We start from the raw sequence: 20,616 nt of genomic DNA, 5'->3' as shown, positions 1-20,616 counted from the left end.
GGGCGCCAGCCCGCCGATTTCTTTCGAATTCCAAAACGATGCATCCGTTCGATTTACCTCAACCCGAGATCCGGCCGCGCGGCCGCTGGATTCCATCGCTCGTCTGGATCGTGCCGCTCGTATGCGCGCTGATCGGGCTGTCGCTCGTGATCCGGACCGTCGCCGCGACCGGCCCGACGATCACCGTCACGTTCGCCAACGCCGAAGGTCTCGAAGCCGGCAAGACCAAGGTCCGCTTCAAGGACGTCGATATCGGCTCCGTCCAGAGCATCACGCTCACCCCCGACTTCAAGCGCGTGGTCGTCGCGATTCAACTGACCCGCGATGCCGCGCGCTTCGCGAACCGCGGCACGCGCTTCTGGGTCGTCCGGCCGCGCATCGGCGCGACCGGAATTTCCGGGCTCGGCACGCTGCTCTCCGGCGCGTACATCGGCGCGGACCTCGGCCGCTCCCCGCAGAAGGAAACCGCGTTCACCGGCCTCGAAACGCCGCCCGCCGTCACCGCGGACCAGCAGGGCCGACGCTATCGGCTGCACGGCGACTCGCTCGGCTCGATCGACATCGGCTCGCCGGTGTTCTACCGGCATCTGCAGGTCGGTCAGGTGGTCGGCTTCTCGCTCGACGAAAAAGGTACAGGCGTCGACGTGCAGGTGTTCGTGAATGCCCCTTACGACAAATACGTCGACAACAACACGCGCTGGTGGCACGCAAGCGGCGTGGACCTGCGGCTCGACTCGAACGGCCTGAAACTGAACACGCAATCACTCGCGACGGTCGTCGTCGGCGGGCTCGCATTCCAGTCTCCGCCTGGCCAGCCGGACGCGCCGCAAGCCGCCGACAACGCATCGTTCCGGCTCGCGCCGGACGAAGCCGACGCGATGCGCGATCCGGACGGCACACCGCTGATGGTCGTGATGCGCTTCGACCAGTCGCTGCGCGGGTTGTCCGTCGGCGCGCCGGTCGACCTGCGCGGCATCGCACTCGGCCAGGTCACCAACATCGGCATCGAGTACAACGAACGCATGCGCAACTTCAGCATGAAGGTCACGATGGCGCTGTATCCATCGCGACTGAGCCGGCACAGCGACACGGCGCTCCCTGCACCGGACACGGCCGGCGGCCATGAACTGCTCGAGCACCTGGTGGTACAGGGGCTGCGCGGGCAGTTGCGCACCGGCAGCCTGCTGACCGGCCAGCTCTATGTCGCACTCGACATGTTCCCGAAAGCGCCGCGTGCGAGCGTCGACGTGCACCGCACGCCGGTGGAGCTGCCGACCGTGCCGAACACGCTCGACGAACTGCAGGTGCAGATCGCCGACATCGCGCGCAAGCTCGACCAGGTGCCGTTCGACCGTATCGGCAACAACCTGAACGGCGCGCTCGCGCATGCGAACGAATTGTTCGGCCATCTCGACCAGCAGGTCGTGCCGCAGGCGCACGACACGCTGGCGGCCGCACAACGCACGTTCGACGCGGCCGAGTCCACGCTGCGGCAGAATTCGCCGATGCAATCCGACGTGCACGAAGCGATGCAGTCGCTCACGCATACGCTGCAGTCGTTGAACGCGCTCGCGGATTATCTGGAGCGTCATCCGGAAGCGCTGCTGTTCGGCAAGAAGGGAGACCGGCAATGAACGCGCGCCTGTTTCGCCGCCTTCGCATGACCGCGCGGATCGCGACGTGCGCCGCGCTTGCCGTGCTGAGCGCATGCGCGTCGCCGCCCGTGCACTTTCACACGCTGTCGGCGCCGGCCGGCGCCGGCGGCGACCGCGCCGCCCATCCCGCATGGCTGATCGACATCCAGACCCTGCACGTCGCGGCGCCCGCCGACGGCACCCGGCTCGTCGTGCAGCGCGGCCCCGGCCTGGCCGACATCCTGGAGCAGGAACGCTGGGCCGCCCCGCTGGGCGACGAAATGCGCGACGGGCTGTCGACGCGCATCGCGTCCGGGCTGGGTGCGATCGACGTTCACCGCGTTGCCTATCCGGACGGCACGCCCGTCTACCGGATCGCCGTGGACGTCCAGCGGATCGAATCGTGGCCGGCGTCGCACGTGCTGCTCGACGCAACCTGGAGCGTCAGCGCCGCGGCGGCGGCCCCGCCCGCGCAACGGGCACTGACGTGCCGCAGCATCGTCCGAGTCGATGCGTCGGCGGGCTACGATGCGCTCGTCGATGCGCATCGCCGCGCGCTCGATGCGCTCGCGCACGCGATCGCGGCCGGCATTCGCGCGGTGGCCACGCACGCAGCGGCGCCCGCCGACTGTCGCGCGGGCGGACCCGACCCGACAGTCGCGCGTCGTGTCGCGGGCCGCGGCACGCCAGACACGTCTGACGATTGAGCCGGCGCCGCGGCAACGCGGCGAACCGGAACGGGCGGCCGGTATCGCGGCCGCCCGGCCGCATCACTGCGGCGCGTCGGCCGGCTCGACGACGGGCAGCGGGCGGCTCGCGATCTTCTCGGCTTCCGCGCGCTTGAGCCCCAGCGTCTGCAGCAGCGTGGCCGCGGTGCGTTCGGGAAAGTGCTCACCGCTGAAGCCCAGCTGCGCGAGCACGTCGGCGGCCGGCGCGCCGGGCGCAACGAAATTGAGTTCCGCGGCGATCGCGGTCAGCACCGTGCCGCCGACGGACAGGAAACCGATGAACGGATCGGCCACCACGAAGCGCTGCGCGGCGATGCCGCGCTCGATGTCGCGCAACAGCCGCTGGCCGAGGCCGAGCGTCAGCACGCGCGCCGAAAACCCCTCGCGGATCAGGAAATGGCCCCACACCGGCTCTCGCCGTGCGCGGATCAGCGTGTGCCGCACCGCAACCGCGACGACCTCGGCAGGATCGGACAAACCGTTCGCCAGGCGATCCAGCGAATCGGCGAATTCGCCGAATACCGTCTCCACGAGCGTCTCGTAGATCGCTTCCTTCGATTCGAAGTGGTTGTAGAACGACCCGAAGCCCACGTCGGCGGCCTCGGTGATCTCGTTGATGGCCACGCCTTCCATGCCTCTTTCGGCCATCAGCTTCAGCGCAGCGTCGAGCAGGCGCCCGCGGGTTTCACGCTTGCGCCGCGCGCCGCGCGGCTCGCGCTCTTCGGCGACGGGCGCGGCGACGTCGGCAGTAACGGAGGGTTCGGCGGCGGCACGTTTCGGCGTGCGCCGTTTCGGAGGGTTCGACATGACGGATCCGGTTCTGACGTGCGTCGAAGTATAGATTCAAACGTCTATATTGACAAAGTCATCATCTATGATTTTAATGTCATCAAACCCATCCCATCGCGTGCCACGGCCGCGATCGACAGACGAATGGAGACAAGGTGGAGACATTTGAAACGACAGGCGCGCACGCCGCAGGCGACATGCCGCCATCCGATGCGCGCGGGCTGCCGTCGGCGACCGACATCCTGATCGTCGGCTTCGGGCCGGTCGGCGCCGCGCTCGCGAACCTGCTGGCAGGCCACGGCGTGAACGTCGTGGCGATCGACAAGGCGTCCGACATCTTCATGGCACCACGGGCCATCGCACTCGACAACGACGCGCTGCGCATCCTGCAGATGGCCGGCGTCGACGAGCACGATTTCGATACGGTCGCGATTCCGTACGTCCGGATGCGCTCGCCGTCGCTCGGCGAATTCGGCCGGATCGACACGCTCGGCACGCTCGACGGCCACCCGAAACTCGTGACGTTTTACCAGCCCGACCTGGAGCGCTGCCTGCGCGCGCGACTGCGTGGCCGCGACAACGTGCACGTCGCGCTCGGCACGGCACTCGAGGGCTTCGTCGAGGAACAGGACGGCGTCGTCGCCGCGCTGCGCGACGAGCGCGGGAACACGCATTCGATACGCGCGCGCTACGTCGTCGGCGCGGACGGCGCGAGTTCGCTCGTACGCCAGTTGATCGGCCAGCAGTTCAACGGCAAGACCTACGCCGAAGACTGGCTCATCGTCGATGCGCGTCACGTGCCGCGGCCGATCGATCATGTCGAGTTCATTTGCGATCATCGCCGCCCGACGCCGCACATGGTCGCGCCCGGCGCGCGCGAACGCTGGGAATTCATGCTTCGTCCCGGCGAGCGCCGCGACGAGATGGAGTCCGATGCACGCATTCGCGAACTGCTCGCGCCGTGGGGCGACATCGACGACATCGCGATCGAGCGCAAGGCCGTCTACCGCTTCCATGCGCGCACGGTCGACGCATTCGGCAAGGGCCGCGTGTTTCTCGCGGGAGATGCCGCGCACATCACGCCGCCGTTCGTCGGCCAGGGGCTCGTCGCGGGGCTGCGCGACGCGGCCAACCTCGGCTGGAAGCTCGCATGGGTCGTGCTCGGGCGCGCCGATCCGCGCATCCTCGATACGTATGACGCGGAGCGCCGGCCGCATGCGAAGTCGATGATCCGGCTCGCGAAATTCATGGGGCGCCTGGTGATGCCGCGCAACGCGGCGGTTGCGCTCGCGACGCACGGACTGATGCGTGCGATGCGGTGCGTGCCGGCGCTGCGCGCGCAATTCGACGAGTTGCGCATCAAGCCGAAGAACGCATTCCGCTCCGGACTGTTCGTGGGCGGCCGCTCCGGCGCCAGGCTCACCCGGGGCGCACTGCTTGCGCAAGGATGGCTGCGGGGCGCCGCCGGCGCGGCCCGGCTCAGCGACGACGTGCTCGGCAGCGGCTACACGCTGATCGGATTCGGCTGCGACCCGCGCGTCGGACTCGCGCCCGACGCGGCGGCCGCGCTCGCGCGGGCGGGCGGCACCATCGTGCGGATCGCGCATCGCGGGCAAAGGCTGCATCCCGCCGGCGACGATTGCTGGGAAGACATCGACGGCACTTTCCTTCCGGGCGTGGCGCCCGTCGGCTGGGTGGCCGTCGTGCGCCCCGACAAAACCGTCGTCCACGACGGACCGGCGGCGCACGTGAGCCGCATCGTTTGCGACAGCCTGTCGCTGCTGGGCGCCGCGCCGCGTGCGGTGCCGTCCGCCGCCGTATCTGCCATCCGACCCACCTGAACGCGCCATCGCCATGAAACTGACCACCGCCCAGCCCGCCCGTCACCCGCGTCCGACGACGAAAGCCGCCACGCTCGCCTATTTGATGTTCGAGCGCCCGGACCTCGACGACGCCGAGCATTTCCTCAACGACTTCGGGCTGCGAACCGCTTTGCGCGAGCCCGAGTTGCTGCTGTTGCGCGCCACGGATACGTCGCCGTTTTGCTACTTGATTCGCCGCGCGCGCAAGGCGGCGTTCGTCGGCTTCGGGCTCGAGGTCGAAAGCCGGTCGGACCTCCACGCGCTGACCGGCGTACCCGGCGCATCCGGCATCGAACCGTCGGAATGGCCCGGCGGCGGCGATCGCGTCCGGCTCGTCGATCCGGCCGGCTTTCGCGTCGATGCGGTGACGGGCCGGACGCGCGTGCCGCCGCTCCCGCATCGCGCGCCGCTCGCGTTCAATTCCGTGGACATGCACCTGCGCATCAACGAGACGCAGCGGCCGCCCGCCGCGCCGCCGGAGATCGTCAGACTCGGTCACGTCGTGCTCGAGGTCGCCGATTTTCAAGCCACCTGCGCGTGGTACACGCGGCATTTCGGTTTCATCCCGAGCGATGTCCAGGTGCTGCCCGACGGCTCGCCGGCCGTGGCGTTCATGCGGCTCGACCGGGGCGACACGCCGGCCGACCATCACACGCTCGCGCTCGCGCAGGGCTTCGTGTCCACCTACAGCCACAGTGCGTTCGAGGTGGTCGATGCCGACGCGCTCGGCATGGGACAGCGGATGCTGCGCGACAACGGCTGGACCCACGCATGGGGCATCGGACGGCACATTCTCGGCAGCCAGATCTTCGATTACTGGCAGGATCCGTGGGGCGCCAAGCACGAACACTACTGCGACGGCGACCTGTTTACCGCGGACGAGCCGACGGGCGTCCATCCGGTCAGCCGCGAAGCGATGGCGCAATGGGGGCCCGTCATGCCGCGCAGCTTCACGAAGCCGCGTTTCACGCCGTCCAGCGTCGCGGCACTGTTGCGCAATCTGCGCCGCAGCCCCGATCTGACGCTGAGCAAGCTCGTCACGCTCGCGAAGCTGTTCGCCTGATTTCACCGTTTACCGATTCACGAGAGACAATCATGCCACTGCACGTCCTGCACTTCCGGCACCGCGGCCGCGCCCAATGGGGCGTCGTCGCCAACGGCGCCGTCACGCCGATTCCCGGCGAATTCGCCACCACCGCGAGCTTCCTCGCCGCGAACCCGGTTGAACGGCTCGCGATGATCGACGGCCCGACCATTCCCGAAGCGGACGTGCAGTGGCTCCCGCCCGTGACCGCCAACCAGCAGTTCGTCTGCCAGGGTGCGAACTACCGGCGGCACATGATCGAGTCGGGCATGGACCCGGACGCGAAGCAGTTCAACATGATCTTCACGAAAGCGCCGAGCTGCATCGTCGCGGCCGATTCGCGCGTCGTGAAGCCGCGCCACGTGCGTTTTCTCGACTACGAGATCGAGCTGGGGCTGGTGCTCAAGCGCGACATCACCCGCCATCAACCGGTGACCGACGCCAATCTGCACGAATACGTCGCGGGTATCGCGATCGTCAACGACTACTCCGCGCGCGACGTGCAGATCCCGCAAATGCAGTTCTACAAAGGCAAGAGCTTCCGCACGTTCGGGCCGGTCGGCCCGTATCTGTGCCTGCTCGAGCGGCACGATTTCCCGAAGCTGAAGACGCTCGAACTGACGTTGTCCGTCAACGGCACCGTCCGTCAGCAGGATTCGACGGCGAATCTCGTGTACGGCCCGGCCGAAACGCTCACGGAACTGTCGGGCGTGCACGATCTCGGCGCGGGCGACCTGCTCGCCACCGGCACGCCGGCCGGTTGCGCGCTCAGCATCCCGTCGCCGGCCAAGCAGCGCGTCGTCGCGCTGTTCCCCGAATCGGTCAAGTGGAAAATGTTCATGAAGGTGCAGGCGCAACGCACGCAATACCTGAAAGCCGGCGACATCGTCGAGGCCCGGATTGCGAGCCCGGACGGAACGATCGACCTGGGCGTGCAGCGCAACGAGATCATGGACGAAGCGGCATGAACGGCATCGCGACTCGCCACGATGTGGCCGCCATCGACGCGTGCGGCATGCCGCCCGACCTGCCGGCCAGCACCTACGCGATGATCCGCGCGGGGGCCGACATCGATCCGTGCGCCCCGGCATTGTCGTTCTTCGCCGACGCGCGCACGCACCGCGACGTGCGGCGCTGGACCTATCGCGAGCTGCTGCGCGACATCACCCGCACCGCGAATCTGTTCGTGCGGCTCGGCGTGCGCGCCGACTCGGTGATCGCCTACGTGCTGCCCAATCTTCCCGAAACGCACTTCGTGATCTGGGGCGGCCAGGCGGCGGGCATCGTGTGCGCGATCAACCCGCTGCTCGACGCGCGCGCGATCGCCGACTTGCTGAACGCATCGCGCGCGTCCGTGCTGGTCACGCTCGGGCCGTGTCCGGGGTTCGATCTCTGGGAGAAAGTGTCGAGCATCGTCGACGACGTCGAATCGCTCGCACATCTCGTTCAGGTGAATCCGGCGCGGGATGCACGCGGCGGGCCGGGGAACGCTTCGGGCGCGCCCGCGTCGGCCGGTTCCGCCGGCGCGGCTATGGACGCGGCGCACGGCCGGTCGCGCATCGCGCTTCACGACTTCGACGCGGCGATCGCGTGCGAGTCGGGCACGGCGCTCGCGCAGCCCCGTACGTTCGCACCCGGCGACATGTCGTCGTTCTTCTGTACCGGCGGCACGACCGGTCTGCCGAAGATCGCGATGCGCAGTCACGGCAACGAAGTGGCGAATGCGTGGAGCGCCGCGCGATTTCTCGGCGACAGCATCGGCCCCGGCAAGACCATATTTTGCGGGCTGCCCCTCTTTCATGTGAACGCGGCGATGGTAACGGGGCTGCTGCCGTTCTCGCGCGGCGCGCACGTCGTGCTCGGGACGCCGCAAGGCTATCGCGGGGAAGGCGTCATCGGGCGATTCTGGGAGATCGTCGCGCACCATCGCATCAACTTCTTCAGTGCCGTCCCCACGCTGTACGCAGCGCTGCTCGACGTGCCGGTCGGCGACCATGCGATCGGCTCGCTCGAATACGGGCTGTGCGGTGCGGCGCCGCTGCCGGTCGAAGTATTGCGCGCGTTTCAGGAAAAGACGGGCATCCGCATTCTCGAAGGCTACGGCCTTACGGAAGCCACCTGCGTGAGCAGCGTCAATCCGCCGCTCGGCGAGCGCCGCGCCGGATCGATCGGACTGAGCGTGCCGCTCCAGACAATGAAGGCCGTCGTGCTCGACGCCGCGGGACGCTACCTGCGCGACTGCGCGGCCGGCGAGGAAGGCTCGATCGTCATCGCCGGGCCGAACGTATTCGCCGGCTATACCGATGCCGCGCTGAACGAGCGTCTGTGGATCGATCTCGGCGACGGCAGACGCTGGCTCGACACCGGCGACCTCGGCCGCCAGGATGCCGAAGGTTACTTTTGGCTGACGGGCCGGAGGAAGGACCTGATCATCCGCGGCGGCCACAACATCGACCCGGCGACCATCGAGGAGCCGCTGCATCGGCATCCGGCGGTGCAGCTGGCCGCAGCGATCGGCCGCCCCGACGCACGCGCGGGCGAAGTGCCGATGGCCTACGTCCAGCTGAAACCCGGCGCACGGGCATCGGAGCAGGAACTGGAAGCGTTCGCGCGGCAACACATCGCCGAGCGCGCCGCGCAGCCAAAGCAGATTCGCATCGTCGACGCGATTCCGCTCACCGGTGTCGGCAAGATCTTCAAGCCCGAGCTCAAGCGCCGCGAAACCGGCGACGCACTGAGCGTCGCGCTTGCGGAAAACGGCGTGGCCGGCGCATCGGTCGACGTCCAGACCGGCGGCTCGGGCGGCATGACGGTGGTGGTCACGCTGCGCGACGCGCAGTTCGAGGCGGCGGCACACGCGGTGCTCGGTCGCTATCCGTTCACGTTCACGGTCGACGTCCAGCCGCAGGCGCACTGACGCGGGCGGGCGCCGCACCCGCCTCACCGGCGGGCGTGCATCGGTTTCGATGCTGCCCGCGCACGCACCATATATATCGTTGTGCGAATTATTCAGACGAAACATGCAATGGCGCACCGACCCATTCCCCTGTATCGGGAACGGCCGGTCCGTCGATCACGGGAACTATCCGTCGGACAATCAGGAGGAGACATGTGGAACGGTAAACGTACGACCCGCGCACTTGGCATGGCGACCGCCGTCGGGATCGGCATCGCGTCGTTCGCCGGCGACGCGCGCGCACAGGCGGCAGGCAGCGTGTCGCTCGGCGCCGGGTGGCTGCACATCATGCCGCAAAGCGGCTCCGGCGACCTGTTCGTGCAGAGCGTGGCCGGCGCGCCGGTGAATCGCGCGCTGCCAGATACGGGCGGCCACGTGGCGACGTCCAATGCGTTCAGCCTCATGGCGGAGTACCAGTTCACCGATCATGTCGGCATAGCGTTCCTCGCCGGCACGCCGTTCACCAGCGACCTGGTCGGCGACCGGTCGTTCGCCGGCTACGGCGTGCTCGGTCAGGCAAAGCCGCTCGCGCCGGTGCTCGCGCTGCGCTATCACTTTCTCGCCGCCGACGCCCGTTTCCGGCCGTTCGTCGGTCTGGGCGTGAATTACACGTGGTACGTCGACACGCACATCACCAATAAACAGTTTCTCGACGGATCGTGCGGCCCGGGCTGCACGACCCGGTCGTCGCTCAGTGCGTCATGGAATCCGACATTCGAAGCAGGCTTCAATGTCGCGCTGGGCAAGCACCTCGGCCTCAACGTGTCTGCGATGTACATCCCGATGTCGACCACGCTGACCACCGACGCGACAAACGCGGCGGGAACGCATGACGTGACGACACTGCACGTGCACACGAATCCGCTCATCACGCACGTGGATCTCGTCTATTCGTTCTAGTCGCCGGGGTCGAGCCGATGCTTCGCGCGGCGCGGCGGTGCGCCGCGCCGGTCGTTACCACCGCATGAGAGATACACACGATATGGAACCCGCCCGCCTTACCCGTGCCCAACGCCGGCTCGGCACGCGCGAACGTCTCGTCGCTGCCGCGCGCGATTGCTTCGTCGCGCAAGGCTTCGCAGATACGACCGTCGAGCATATCGTCGAGCGGGCAGGTTACACACGCGGCGCGTTCTATGCGAACTTCAAGCATAAGCGCGAGTTGCTGGCCGAAATCCTGCGCCGCGACCGCCCGCAGTTGCTGGCCTGGATGCGGCCATGCGCGATGGACGATTGGCGTTTCCGCGCCGCCGATGCCGCGCAGATCGCCGCCGGATGGGAGTGCTTCCCGCTGTGGGTCGAGGTGCACCTGCACGCGCTGCGCGATGCGGCGACACGAGAGATGGTCGACACACTGCACGCGGAGCCGGCGCCGCCGGCCGCGGCAAGCGGTGCAGCGGATTTCGCGGAGCGCACGCCGTCGCCGGCGACGTGGGCGGCGTTGCTCGGCGTTGCGTTGCTGCGTGCCGGTGCGCAGCACGCACTGCGCGGCGAGCCGGTGCAGGACGCGGCGCCGGAAGTGCCGTCCGGAGATGCGCGACGGCTATAATTCAAGCCGTTCCCCCGACGAATATCCGCGCAATGACGGACGCCAATCTTCCTCACGTGCTGGTGGTCGACGACGATCCGGCGATCCGCGAACTGTTGTCCGGCTACCTGTCCGACAACGATATCCGCGTAACGGTTGCCGCTTGCGGCCAGGATATGGCGCAAGCGCTGGAATCATTTGCAATCGATCTCGTGATTCTCGACCTGCGCATGCCGGGCGAAGACGGCGTCCAGATCGCCCGCGAGTTGCGCACGCGCTCGAACCTGCCGATCTTCATCGTCTCGGGAAAACGCGACGAAGCCGACCGCGTGATGGCGCTGGAGCTCGGCGCCGACGACTACCTGACCAAGCCGTTCAGCAATCGCGAACTGCTTGCGCGCGTCCGCGCCTTGCTCAGACGGGCCGGGGCGGCGGCCCCCGCCACCGGGCGGGCCAACGACGCACGCGCATACCGGTTCAGCGGTTGGGAACTGAACGTTGGCACGCGGCGGCTCACCGATCCGGCGGGCACGCCGGTCGAGCTTACCAACGGCGAATTCTGTCTGCTCAATGCATTTCTGGCGGCGCCCGGGCGCGTGCTGTCCCGCGACCAGCTGCTCGAGTCCAGCCGGCTGTACGACGACGTGTACGACCGTTCGATCGACGTCCAGATCCTGCGCTTGCGCCGCAAGATCGAGCCTGACCCGTCGCATCCGGTCTTCATTCGTACCGTGCGCGGCGCGGGCTACGTGCTCGACGTGCCGGTCACCCGGTTGAGCGCGGCGGGCGGATGGACGAACGGAACGCCGGTGTGAGCGGGCACCTGCCGCGTGCGCGCACGGCCCGCGACGCAAGTAGCGCGACGCGATTGCCGACGCAGCGCGCAAGCCGCGCGGCTCGAGCGGCATCCGCGCGTGTCGCCAGACTGCCGCAGCAGGACTGAACGTCGATGCCGGACAACTCGCCCTATCACCGAACGCTGTGGCGCGCGAGACGCTACCGGGCCATGATGCTGGCTGCGTGTCTGGCCGTGCTCCTCGTTATGGTCGCCTTTGCGCACGACACGACGTTCCGCGTCGGCGCCGTGAGCCTGTGCGTGATTCTGCTGATGTATGTGCTGATCGCGTACATGCGGCGTCTCGAACACGCGAACCGGGCAATGCGCGCGAGCGAACAGCGCTGGCGCGCGGTGTTCGAGAACGCGCCGGTCGGAATCCTGGTGTTGCGTGCGCACGACCGCTACCTGATGGCGAACCCCGCGTTTCAGCAGATGGTCGGCTACAGCGATCGCGAACTTTCCGAGCGACGCGCATCGGACATCACGCACCCCGATGATCGGGCCCTCACGCAGGCGCACATCGACCAGTTGGTGCGCGGCCAGGACCGCGTCAGATTCCAAAAGCGCTACGTGCACCGCGACGGCCGCGTGGTGTGGACCGACATGAGCGTCGCGCGTGTGTTTTCGGCACATCAACCGTCCGATACGGACGCGGAAGACCTGATCATCGCCACCGTCGAGGACATCACGCAGCGCCTGGCCGACGAAGAAGCGCGACACGGCCTGGAACGGCAACTGCGCCAGTCGCAGAAGCTCGAAGCGCTTGGCACGTTCGCCGGCGGCGTCGCGCACGACTTCAACAACATCCTCGCCGCGATTCTCGGATTCGGCGATCGCGCGCTCGCCGGCGTCGCACCCGACGCGCCCGCGCACCGCGACATCGAGCAGGTGCTGAAAGCCGGGGAACGGGCACGGCTGCTGGTCGAGCGCATCCTGACATTCAGCCGCAGCGGCCCGACGGCGAGGGAGCCGGTAGACGTCGGCGCGGTCGTCGACGAAACGGTGGAACTCGTGCGCGCCACGCTGCCGCCGCATGTCGCGCTCGACGTACGCATCAGCGCCCGCGATGCTTACGTGCTGGGCGACGCCACGCATCTGCACCAGGTCGTGATGAACCTTTGCGGCAATGCGATCCACGCGATGCGTGCCGGCGGCACGCTGCATATCGGACTCGACGTCGTCAGCGTCGACACACCGCGCTCGCTGTCGCACGGCGCGCTGCGCGCCGCCCGTTTCCTGCGGCTCACCGTCGCGGACGACGGTTGCGGCATTCCGGCCGAGATACTGGAACGCATCTTCAACCCGTTTTTCACGACACGCCCCGCCGGTGAGGGGACCGGCCTCGGCCTGTCGCTCGTCGACGGCATCGTCCGCGAACACGGCGGCGCAGTCGACGTGCACTCCGCGCCGGGGAAAGGGGCGCGTTTCGACGTCTTTCTGCCCGCCGCGGACGCGCGCCCGGCGCCGCGTGCCGACGGGGTCCCGCCGCCTCGCGGGAACGGGCAGGTCGTGCTGGTGATCGACGACGAAGAAACACTCGTGCGCCTCGCGGAAGACGTACTGGCCGATCTCGGGTACGAGCCGGTCGGATTCTCATCGAGCGAGGCCGCATGGGATGCCGTGAACGCCGATCCGGCCCGCTTCGACGTCGTCGTGACCGACCATACGATGCCGAATTTGACCGGCCTCCAGCTCGCGGCCCGCATCGCGGGCCGGCGCGCGGATTTGCCGGTGATCCTGTGCAGCGGCTTCAGCACGGCCTCGCTTGAACGTGAAGCCCGCGCGCTCGGTGTGAGCATGGTGCTGCGCAAGCCGCTGAAGTCGCGCGATCTCGCAGACGCGCTCGCCCGCGTGCTGCGCTGACGGGGCGACCGGGCCGGCCGCGCACCATGCGATCGGCCCAGCCGGTGCGGCGCTTGTTTCAAATGTAACGCAGCCGCGGCAATCTGCAACGCCCGAGCAACACCCCGCGCCGACACTCCATTGCAATGCAATCTCGCAATGGAGCGTACGCATGGAAGCAACGGCCCTCCTGTTGTCCCGAATCCAGTTCGCGGCCACGGTCTCCTTTCACATCATCTTCCCGTCTTTCACGATCGGCCTCGCGGCGTGGCTCGCGGTACTCGAGGCCATGTCCATCGCGACGGGCAATCGCGTGTATCGCCGCGTATTCGAGTTCTGGCTGAAGATTTTCGGCGTCGCGTTCGGCATGGGTGTCGTCTCGGGCATCGTGATGGCCTTCCAGTTCGGTACGAACTGGAGCGAGCTGTCGCGCGCGAGCGGCCCGATCCAGGGGCCGCTGCTGACTTACGAATCGTTTACCGCGTTCGCGCTCGAGGCGACGTTTTTCGGTGTGATGCTGCTGGGACGCGCGCGTGTGCGGCCCTGGTTCTATCTGACCTCGTGCATCCTCGTCGCGGCGGGTACGACGATGTCCGCCTTCTGGATCCTCGTGAACAACTCATGGATGCAGCATCCGGTCGGATACGTCGTACAAAACGGCATATTCGCGCCCACCGACTGGGCGGCGATTATCTTCAACCACGTCGTGTGGGTACGCTTCCCGCACATGCTGTTGGGTGCGTACCTGACGACCGCATTCTGCGTGGCTGCCGTCGGCGCGGCCTATCTGCTGAAGGACCGCTACCGGGTCGAAGCCACGCTCATGGTCCGGATGTCGGTTACGCTCGCTGCCGCGCTCGTCCCGCTGCAGATCCTGTTCGGCCATCTGACCGGCGACTATCTGCACGACGACCAGCCGGCCAAATTCGCCGCCGTCGAGGGAAGATGGACCGACGAACAACCTGCCGCCGAAGTGATTTTCGCCATTCCGGACGCCGCGCACGAGCGCAACCGCTTCGAATGGAAAGTACCGGTGCTCGGCAGTCTGATCGCGTCGGGCACGGCGGACTCGCGCGAAGTCGGCCTCACCGACTTTGCCGCCGCCGACCGGCCGCCGGTGCTGATTCCATTCTTCGCGTTCCGCGTGATGGCCGGCTGCGGGCTGATCATGCTGGCGCTTGCGTGGGCGGGCACCGTCGCGGCCCGGCGCGGCCGGCTCGAACGACGGCGCTGGCTCCTCTGGCCGCTCGCATGCAGCTTTCCACTCGGCTTCATCGCAATCCTCGCGGGATGGTTCACCGCCGAAGTCGGGCGCCAGCCGTGGACCGTATGGGGCGTGCTGCGCACCGCAGATGCGCTGACGCCCGGGCTGACCGCGCACTTCGCGGCTGCGACGCTCGCGCTGTTCGTCGCCATATACGCATTCATTTTCTGCTTCGGCGTGTACTACATCGTACGGATCGTGCGGCGCGGCCTCGTCATCGGCAACGTGCTGACCGTCTGGAATGGTCACGTGATTCAACAAACGCATACGCCCGCCGCGCTGCCGGTGCACGCGCGGCGCCGCGACGTCCTCAAGATTCGATCAGGAGAACTTCAATGATGACCTGGTTCTGGTTCGCCGAACTCGCGTTCGCGCTCGTCGCTTACCTGATGCTCGACGGGTTCGAGCTCGGTGTCGGCATGCTGACGGCCTTCGCCGGCGATGCGCGCGACGAGATGATCGCGTCGATCGCTCCGGTATGGGACGGCAATGGTACGTGGCTCGTCATCGCCGGCACGATCCTGTTCGGCGCGTTTCCGTCGGTGTATTCGATCGTGCTGCCTGCGCTGTATGCGCCGCTTTGTCTGATGCTCGCCGGGCTGATCATGCGTGGCGTCGCGATCGAATTTCGCCACAAGGCGGCGCGCTCGCGCCGGATCTGGGACGTGCTCCTGTTCGTCGGCTCGCTGCTTGCCAGCGTGATGCAGGGCGTATGCGTGGGCACGTACGCGCACGGGCTGCCGGTCGATCAGCTGCGCTACGCAGGCAACGGCTTCGAATGGTGTTCGCCGTTTTCGTTCTGGTGCGGCGTCAGCCTCGCGCTCGGCTATGCGCTGCTCGGCTCCGGATGGCTGGTGTTGAAAGGGCAACGGGCGTCGCAGCGCATCGGTCGCGACGCGATCGCGAGGCTCGCGCCGATCACCGCACTGTTCGTGCTGTCGATACTCGCGTCGACGCTGCTGACCGAGACGACCGTCGAAACGCGCTGGCTCCTGCATCCGCTGCTGTTCGCGCTGCCCGTCGCAGCATGCGCGACATTCCTTTGCGCGCCTGCGGCGGCGCGGCGCGACGGCGCGTCGGCCTATCTGTTCGCCGCCGGCGGATGCATCGCGATGGTGCTGATGCTCGCCGCATCGTATCTGCCGTTCATCGTGCCGTTCGACCTGACGCTCGATGCAGCGGCCGCGCCGCGAGCGAGCCAGACGTTCATGTTCTGGGGCGCAGGCCTGTTCGTCATGCCGTTCATCGTGTTCTACACCTGCATCGCGTACTCGGTATTCCGCGGCAGGGTGTCGAACGATCACGCATACCACTGACGCTTTCGCCCCGAGCGTTCAATTCAACGGAGGAATTCCATGAAGGTCGCCCTTTTCATTCCGTGCTTCATCGACGCGTTCTACCCAGACGTCGGGATCGCCACGCTGCAGTTGCTCGAGCGTCTGGGTTGCGACGTCGACTATCCGCTCGACCAGACCTGCTGCGGCCAGCCAATGGGCAACAGCGGCTGCGAAAAGCAGGCCGCTGCGACCGAGAACCTGTTCGTCAAGAATTTCACGGGCTACGACTACATCGTCGCGCCGAGCGGCAGCTGCGTGCACCACGTGCGTGACCACCTGACCGCAGCCGACCAGACCCGCGATGCCGTCGCCGTGCGCAAGAACACGTACGAGCTCGTCGAATTCCTGCACGACGTGCTGCGCGTGCGGGAATTTCCATGGGCCGAATTCCCGCACAAGGTCGGCCTGCACAACAGCTGCGGCACGCTGCGCGCGTTGCGCACAGCGAAGATGTCCGAGATCGAGGAGCCGTTCTTCTCGAAGCCGCTGACACTACTCAAGGGCGTCAAGGGTATCGAGTTCATTCAGCCCGATCGGCCCGACGAATGCTGCGGCTTCGGCGGCACGTTTTGCGTATCGGAGGAACCGGTTTCCGCGCGCATGGGCGCGGACAAGGTGCGCGACCACAAGCGCAACGGCGCGGAATACATCGTGTCGGCCGATTCGTCGTGCCTGATGCACCAGAAAGGTTGCTCGGACCGCCTGGAGCTGGGGCTGAAATTCATCCACATCGCACAGATCCTCAATGGAGCACGAGCATGAAACGCGTAGACCACGTCGGCGCATCCGCGAAATTCATCGCCGACGAAAAGCACATCCAGTTCCATGACAAGCGTCTTTGGGAACTGCGCACGTCGCGGGATGCCGAGGTGCACGCCATCCCCGAATGGGAGGAATTGCGCACGCTTGCGTCCGCGATCAAGGAGCACACGCTCACGCATTTGCCCGAGTATCTCGAGGAATTCGAGCGCAACGCGACCGCCAACGGCGTGATCGTCCACTGGGCGAAGGATGCCGAAGAACACAATCGGATCGTGTACGAGATCCTGGAGCGCCGTCACGCGAAGCTGCTCGTGAAGAGCAAGTCGATGCTGACCGAGGAATGCGAGATGCGCCCGTATCTGGAGGAGCGCGGCATCACTGTCGTCGAAACCGACCTCGGCGAGCAAATTCAGCAGCTCGATGACGAGCTCCCTTCTCACATCGTCGTGCCAGCCGTGCACAAGCTCGCCACCGACGTCGCCAAAATCTTTTCCGAGAAGATCGGCACCGACCCGAACGAAAGCAACATCCCGAAACTCGCCGAAGCGCAGCGCAACGCCACGCGTCCGCTGATCCTGAACGCCGACGCCGGCATGACCGGATGCAACTTCGCGGTCGCCGAAACGGGCGGCATCACCGTGTGCACGAACGAAGGCAATGCGGACCTCAGCGCCAACGTGCCGCCGCTGCACATCGCGTCGATCGGCATCGAGAAACTGATTCCGAAGCTCGAGCATCTGGGCGTATTCATCCGGATGTTGTCGCGCAATGCGATCGGTTCGCCGATCACCCAGTACACGTCGCACTTCCGCGGTCCGAAGAAAGGCGGCGAAATGCATTTCGTGCTGGTCGACAACGGCCGCTCCGAGCGGCTCGGCATGGACGACTTCTGGTATTCGCTCAAATGCATCCGCTGCGGCGCGTGCATGAACACGTGCCCGGTCTATCGACGCAGCAGCGGGCTCAGCTATGGCGGCGTCTACTCGGGGCCGATCGGCGCGATCATCAACCCGACCTTCAACCTGCGCAAGTACAGTTCGCTGCCGTTTGCGTCGACGATGAACGGCAGTTGCACCAGCGTGTGTCCGGTGAAGATCAATATCCACGAGCAGATCTACAAGTGGCGGCAGATCGTGGCCGAACAGCACGAACTGCCGTTCGTCAAGCAGGAGGCGATGAAAGTCGCCGGACAGGTGCTGTCGCGGCCGGCGCTGTACCGCGCAGCCGTCAAGACGGCCGGCACCGCGGTATCGGTACTGCCGCGCGCCGTGCTCTACAACCCGCTCAACGTGTGGGGCAAGCATCGAGAAGTGCCTGACGCACCCCAGCAGACTTTCCGCGACTGGTATCTGAAGAGGAACAAGAAATGAGCAGCCGAGACCTGATTCTTTCCCGTTTGCGCGACGTGCGTCCCACGCCCCGGCCGTTGCCCGACGTGCCGCTGTTCGATACGGCTCTGCCGCCTGCCGTCGACACGTTCAGGGCGTCGCTCGCGCGACTCGGCGGGACGTGGTGCGCGATGCCCGAAAACGCGTCGCTCGACGCGTTCGTGCGCTCCCGGTTTCCCGGCGCGTCCGTGTTCTGCTCGGCCACGCCCGAGTTCGACGGCAACCGCGATCTCGCCGCGATCGACGATCCGCGCGCGCTGAACGACGTCGACGTCGGGATCGTGCGCCCGGCGTTCGCCGTCGCCGAAACCGGCTCGATCTGGCTCAGCGAGGCGCAATACGACGTCAACGCGCTCGGTTACCTGTCGCAACACCTGGTCGCGCTGCTCGACCCCGCCGACATCGTCGGCAACCTCCATCACGCGTATCACCGCAGCGAGTTCTTCGCGGCCAACTACGCCGTGCTGATGAGCGGACCGTCGGCAACCGCCGACATCGAAGGCGTGCTGGTGCGCGGCGCACAGGGGATCCGCTCGCTCACCGTTATCCCGTTGCGGAGGCCCGTCGGCGAACGGTGATGCAGGAGCATGCGATGAGCGCCATCAAGCGCATCCGAGACTGGGCGGCCCGTGCGGTTCGCGACGGGCGGCATCACCTGCCGCTGCCCACGGCGCTGAAGGCCGGACTGGTGTGCGCGGCGCCCGCGCTGCTTGCCGCCACGCTGCACGCGCCGCTGCTGTGCTGGGCGGCGATTGCCGCGTTCTGGACGTGTCTCGCCGACGAGCCGTCGGAATCGATGCGCCAACGTGCGCTCGCGGGTGCGATGTTCGGATTGATCGGCTCGCTTGCATCCGCCGCAGCCACGGCCGTGGCGGATCTCGCGTGGCTCGCGGTCGGCCTGACCGGCATTGCCGTCTATATCGGCGGCCTCACCCGCGTGGGCGGCCCAACGATCGGCGCTCGGGGGCTGCTGCTTGCCACCGCGTGCGCGGTGTCGGCCGCGTTTCCCGCCCATCCGTGGCCGGCGCCTGCCGAGTATGCAGCGAGCTTCGCGGCCGGCAGTCTGTGGGCGGTCGCATGCCTCGTCGGCCTCCGGCCCGAAAGCGCGGCGACGCGCGCACGCCGGGCGGCGTTCACCTATCTGTACGCGGCGGGATCGTTCGTGCGTGCGCTGGTGCCGGTCGCGCACGATGCACGGCACGCAAGCGGCCCGAACCGCACGGCACTGCGAACGCGACTCGATGCGCTGATTCGGACGGCGCGGAGCCGCCCCGACGCGGCCGGCGCCACCGTGACGGCGTGGCAGCTAGACGGCGAACGCTCGATCGCATTGCTCGCGGGCCTCGACACCCTGCTGCGCAATCGGCCGCCCGGCAGTAGCGCCGCAACTGCGCTGCTGGTTCCGTCGCTGCACCAACTCGTCGCGTTGATCGACGCGCATGCCGACACCGTGCTCGCGCGGCCGCATGCTCGCGCCGCCGTCACGCGGCTGCGCAACCGGCTGGCTGCCGACCTGCGCGGCGCAACGCTGCGCGCCGAAGGGGCGGCGCTGACCGAACCGGCACGGACGTGGCTGCAATCGTGCCTGGCGCTCATGATGGCATTCACCGATATCGGCGGCAGCGAGGTCGGCGATCGGCGCATGGCGCCGCCGCAAACGGAACGGCACGAGCCGTTGCGCGCAAAGGCGACCGCGCCAGGCGCGGCGCTGATGGAGATTCGCACAAACGGACGCATCGCGCGCTATGCGCTGCGCCTGTCCGCTGCGGCCATGCTCTCCGCCGTGCTCGCCCGCGTGCTCGGCGTTCAGCAGGGTTACTGGATGGTGCTGACGACGTTGTTCGTCATGCAGCCGACCGTGCCGCACACGTTGAAAACGTCCGCGCTGAGAGTACTCGGCACGATCCTGGGCGCGATCCTGGCATCGGCGGTCGCGCTCGCGTGTCACAACCCGGTGCTTCTCGCGCTGGCGATCGTACCGCTCGCAACCGGCACGTTCTCCGCAAGGCCGCTCGACTACGTGTCGTACATCCTGTTCCTCACACCGCATTTCATCCTGGTTGCGTATCTCGGCGCGCCGATTGCATCGCCGTGGCTGCTTGCCGGCATGCGGGTCGCGAACAGCATCGCCGGTGCGCTCGTTGCGCTCGGCGTAAGCTTGCTCGCGTGGCCCGATTGGGAGCGCAGGCGGCTCGATGCCGTGTCGAGCGATGCGACTGCCGCCGTGACGGAATACGTCGAACTCGTCCGTGCGTTCGTCACCACGCACGGGGTCGACGCAGATGCGCTCGTTGCAGCAAGGCGGCGCGCGTGCACGGCGACGGACGAACTCGACACGCTGTTGGCCGCCATGCGCCTGGAGACCGTCGCGAGGCGCCGACGCCATATCGACGATGCGCGCGAGCTGGTTCGGCGCCTGCGCGATGCGGTCGGCGCGGCCGCGCCGCTCGAGTGCCTCACGCCGGACATGAGCGACGGGCCGAGCGCAGGACGCGGGCCGCGCGCGCGGCCGCTATTCGACGTTCCGGCGCCCCCTTTGGCGTGCGCTGTCAAAAGCGCAGCCTCGTGAGCGCCAACGCGGTAATCGGCTCGGTCCGGATCCGC

At 67.3% G+C, this 20,616-nt stretch carries 17 protein-coding genes; 16 read left to right on the top strand and 1 reads right to left on the bottom strand.

Annotated features, from left to right (window positions below):
- Positions 1-38 precede the first annotated feature (38 nt).
- Together KDW55_RS27115 and KDW55_RS27110 are read left to right on the top strand one after the other, a co-directional pair.
- The gene (locus KDW55_RS27115; RefSeq protein ID WP_212161648.1) at positions 39-1,634 is read left to right on the top strand and encodes an MlaD family protein; all 1,596 of its coding nucleotides are present in this window, start codon (positions 39-41) and stop codon (positions 1,632-1,634) included.
- Positions 1,631-2,341 (top strand): PqiC family protein, encoded by a 711-nt coding sequence (locus KDW55_RS27110; protein WP_212161646.1) that lies wholly within the window; start codon positions 1,631-1,633, stop codon positions 2,339-2,341. The genes KDW55_RS27115 and KDW55_RS27110 overlap by 4 nt, the downstream gene beginning before the upstream one ends.
- A 63-nt stretch (positions 2,342-2,404) precedes the next feature.
- Here KDW55_RS27110 and KDW55_RS27105 read toward each other — a convergent pair whose 3' ends face one another.
- The gene (locus tag KDW55_RS27105; protein WP_038570824.1) at positions 2,405-3,169 is read right to left on the bottom strand and encodes a TetR/AcrR family transcriptional regulator; all 765 of its coding nucleotides are present in this window, start codon (positions 3,167-3,169) and stop codon (positions 2,405-2,407) included.
- A 179-nt stretch (positions 3,170-3,348) separates the two neighbouring features.
- Between KDW55_RS27105 and KDW55_RS27100 the strand changes: the two genes are divergently transcribed.
- From KDW55_RS27100 to KDW55_RS27035, 14 genes are all read left to right on the top strand, one after another.
- Positions 3,349-4,992, top strand: a complete 1,644-nt coding sequence (locus KDW55_RS27100) for a bifunctional 3-(3-hydroxy-phenyl)propionate/3-hydroxycinnamic acid hydroxylase (protein WP_212161667.1) — start codon at positions 3,349-3,351, stop codon at positions 4,990-4,992.
- Positions 4,993-5,005: 13 nt separating this feature from the next.
- Positions 5,006-6,076: a VOC family protein gene (locus KDW55_RS27095; RefSeq protein ID WP_212161645.1), complete on the top strand. Its 1,071-nt coding sequence runs from the start codon at positions 5,006-5,008 to the stop codon at positions 6,074-6,076.
- A 32-nt stretch (positions 6,077-6,108) separates the two neighbouring features.
- Positions 6,109-7,065, top strand: coding sequence for a fumarylacetoacetate hydrolase family protein (locus tag KDW55_RS27090; RefSeq protein ID WP_012218167.1), 957 nt, complete (start codon positions 6,109-6,111; stop codon positions 7,063-7,065).
- Positions 7,062-9,014, top strand: coding sequence for an acyl-CoA synthetase (locus tag KDW55_RS27085; protein WP_212161644.1), 1,953 nt, complete (start codon positions 7,062-7,064; stop codon positions 9,012-9,014). Before KDW55_RS27090 ends, KDW55_RS27085 begins: the two co-directional genes overlap by 4 nt.
- A gap of 192 nt (positions 9,015-9,206) precedes the next feature.
- Positions 9,207-9,953 (top strand): OmpW family outer membrane protein, encoded by a 747-nt coding sequence (locus KDW55_RS27080; protein ID WP_012218171.1) that lies wholly within the window; start codon positions 9,207-9,209, stop codon positions 9,951-9,953.
- Positions 9,954-10,017: 64 nt separating this feature from the next.
- On the top strand, positions 10,018-10,602 hold the full coding sequence (locus tag KDW55_RS27075) for a TetR/AcrR family transcriptional regulator (RefSeq protein WP_249174122.1): 585 nt from the start codon (positions 10,018-10,020) through the stop codon (positions 10,600-10,602).
- A gap of 32 nt (positions 10,603-10,634) precedes the next feature.
- Complete coding sequence (locus KDW55_RS27070) at positions 10,635-11,396, top strand: response regulator (protein WP_209825826.1); 762 nt, start codon at positions 10,635-10,637, stop codon at positions 11,394-11,396.
- Between the two features lie 134 nt (positions 11,397-11,530).
- A complete protein-coding gene (locus KDW55_RS27065; RefSeq protein WP_212161643.1) occupies positions 11,531-13,282 on the top strand; it encodes an ATP-binding protein in 1,752 nt (583 codons plus the stop codon).
- Between the two features lie 151 nt (positions 13,283-13,433).
- Positions 13,434-14,864, top strand: coding sequence for a cytochrome ubiquinol oxidase subunit I (locus KDW55_RS27060; RefSeq protein ID WP_212161642.1), 1,431 nt, complete (start codon positions 13,434-13,436; stop codon positions 14,862-14,864).
- Positions 14,861-15,841, top strand: coding sequence for a cytochrome d ubiquinol oxidase subunit II (gene cydB / locus KDW55_RS27055; protein WP_212161641.1), 981 nt, complete (start codon positions 14,861-14,863; stop codon positions 15,839-15,841). Before KDW55_RS27060 ends, cydB begins: the two co-directional genes overlap by 4 nt.
- Positions 15,842-15,880: 39 nt before the next feature.
- Positions 15,881-16,624 carry a (Fe-S)-binding protein gene (locus KDW55_RS27050; protein WP_038570843.1) on the top strand — a complete coding sequence of 248 codons (744 nt, stop codon included), beginning with the start codon at positions 15,881-15,883 and terminating at the stop codon, positions 16,622-16,624.
- Positions 16,621-17,994 carry a lactate utilization protein B gene (locus KDW55_RS27045; RefSeq protein ID WP_012218178.1) on the top strand — a complete coding sequence of 458 codons (1,374 nt, stop codon included), beginning with the start codon at positions 16,621-16,623 and terminating at the stop codon, positions 17,992-17,994. The genes KDW55_RS27050 and KDW55_RS27045 overlap by 4 nt, the downstream gene beginning before the upstream one ends.
- The gene (locus KDW55_RS27040) at positions 17,991-18,590 is read left to right on the top strand and encodes an LUD domain-containing protein (RefSeq protein WP_012464880.1); all 600 of its coding nucleotides are present in this window, start codon (positions 17,991-17,993) and stop codon (positions 18,588-18,590) included. The genes KDW55_RS27045 and KDW55_RS27040 overlap by 4 nt, the downstream gene beginning before the upstream one ends.
- A gap of 14 nt (positions 18,591-18,604) precedes the next feature.
- Positions 18,605-20,581: an FUSC family protein gene (locus KDW55_RS27035; RefSeq protein ID WP_212161640.1), complete on the top strand. Its 1,977-nt coding sequence runs from the start codon at positions 18,605-18,607 to the stop codon at positions 20,579-20,581.
- Positions 20,582-20,616: the final 35 nt, after the last annotated feature.

The sequence above is a fragment of the Burkholderia sp. AU19243 genome (assembly GCF_018148075.1).
Classification (GTDB): Bacteria; Pseudomonadota; Gammaproteobacteria; order Burkholderiales; family Burkholderiaceae; genus Burkholderia; species Burkholderia latens_A.
The sequence above is the reverse complement of the archived record's forward strand: the minus strand, read 5'-3'. Positions and strand labels throughout refer to the sequence as shown.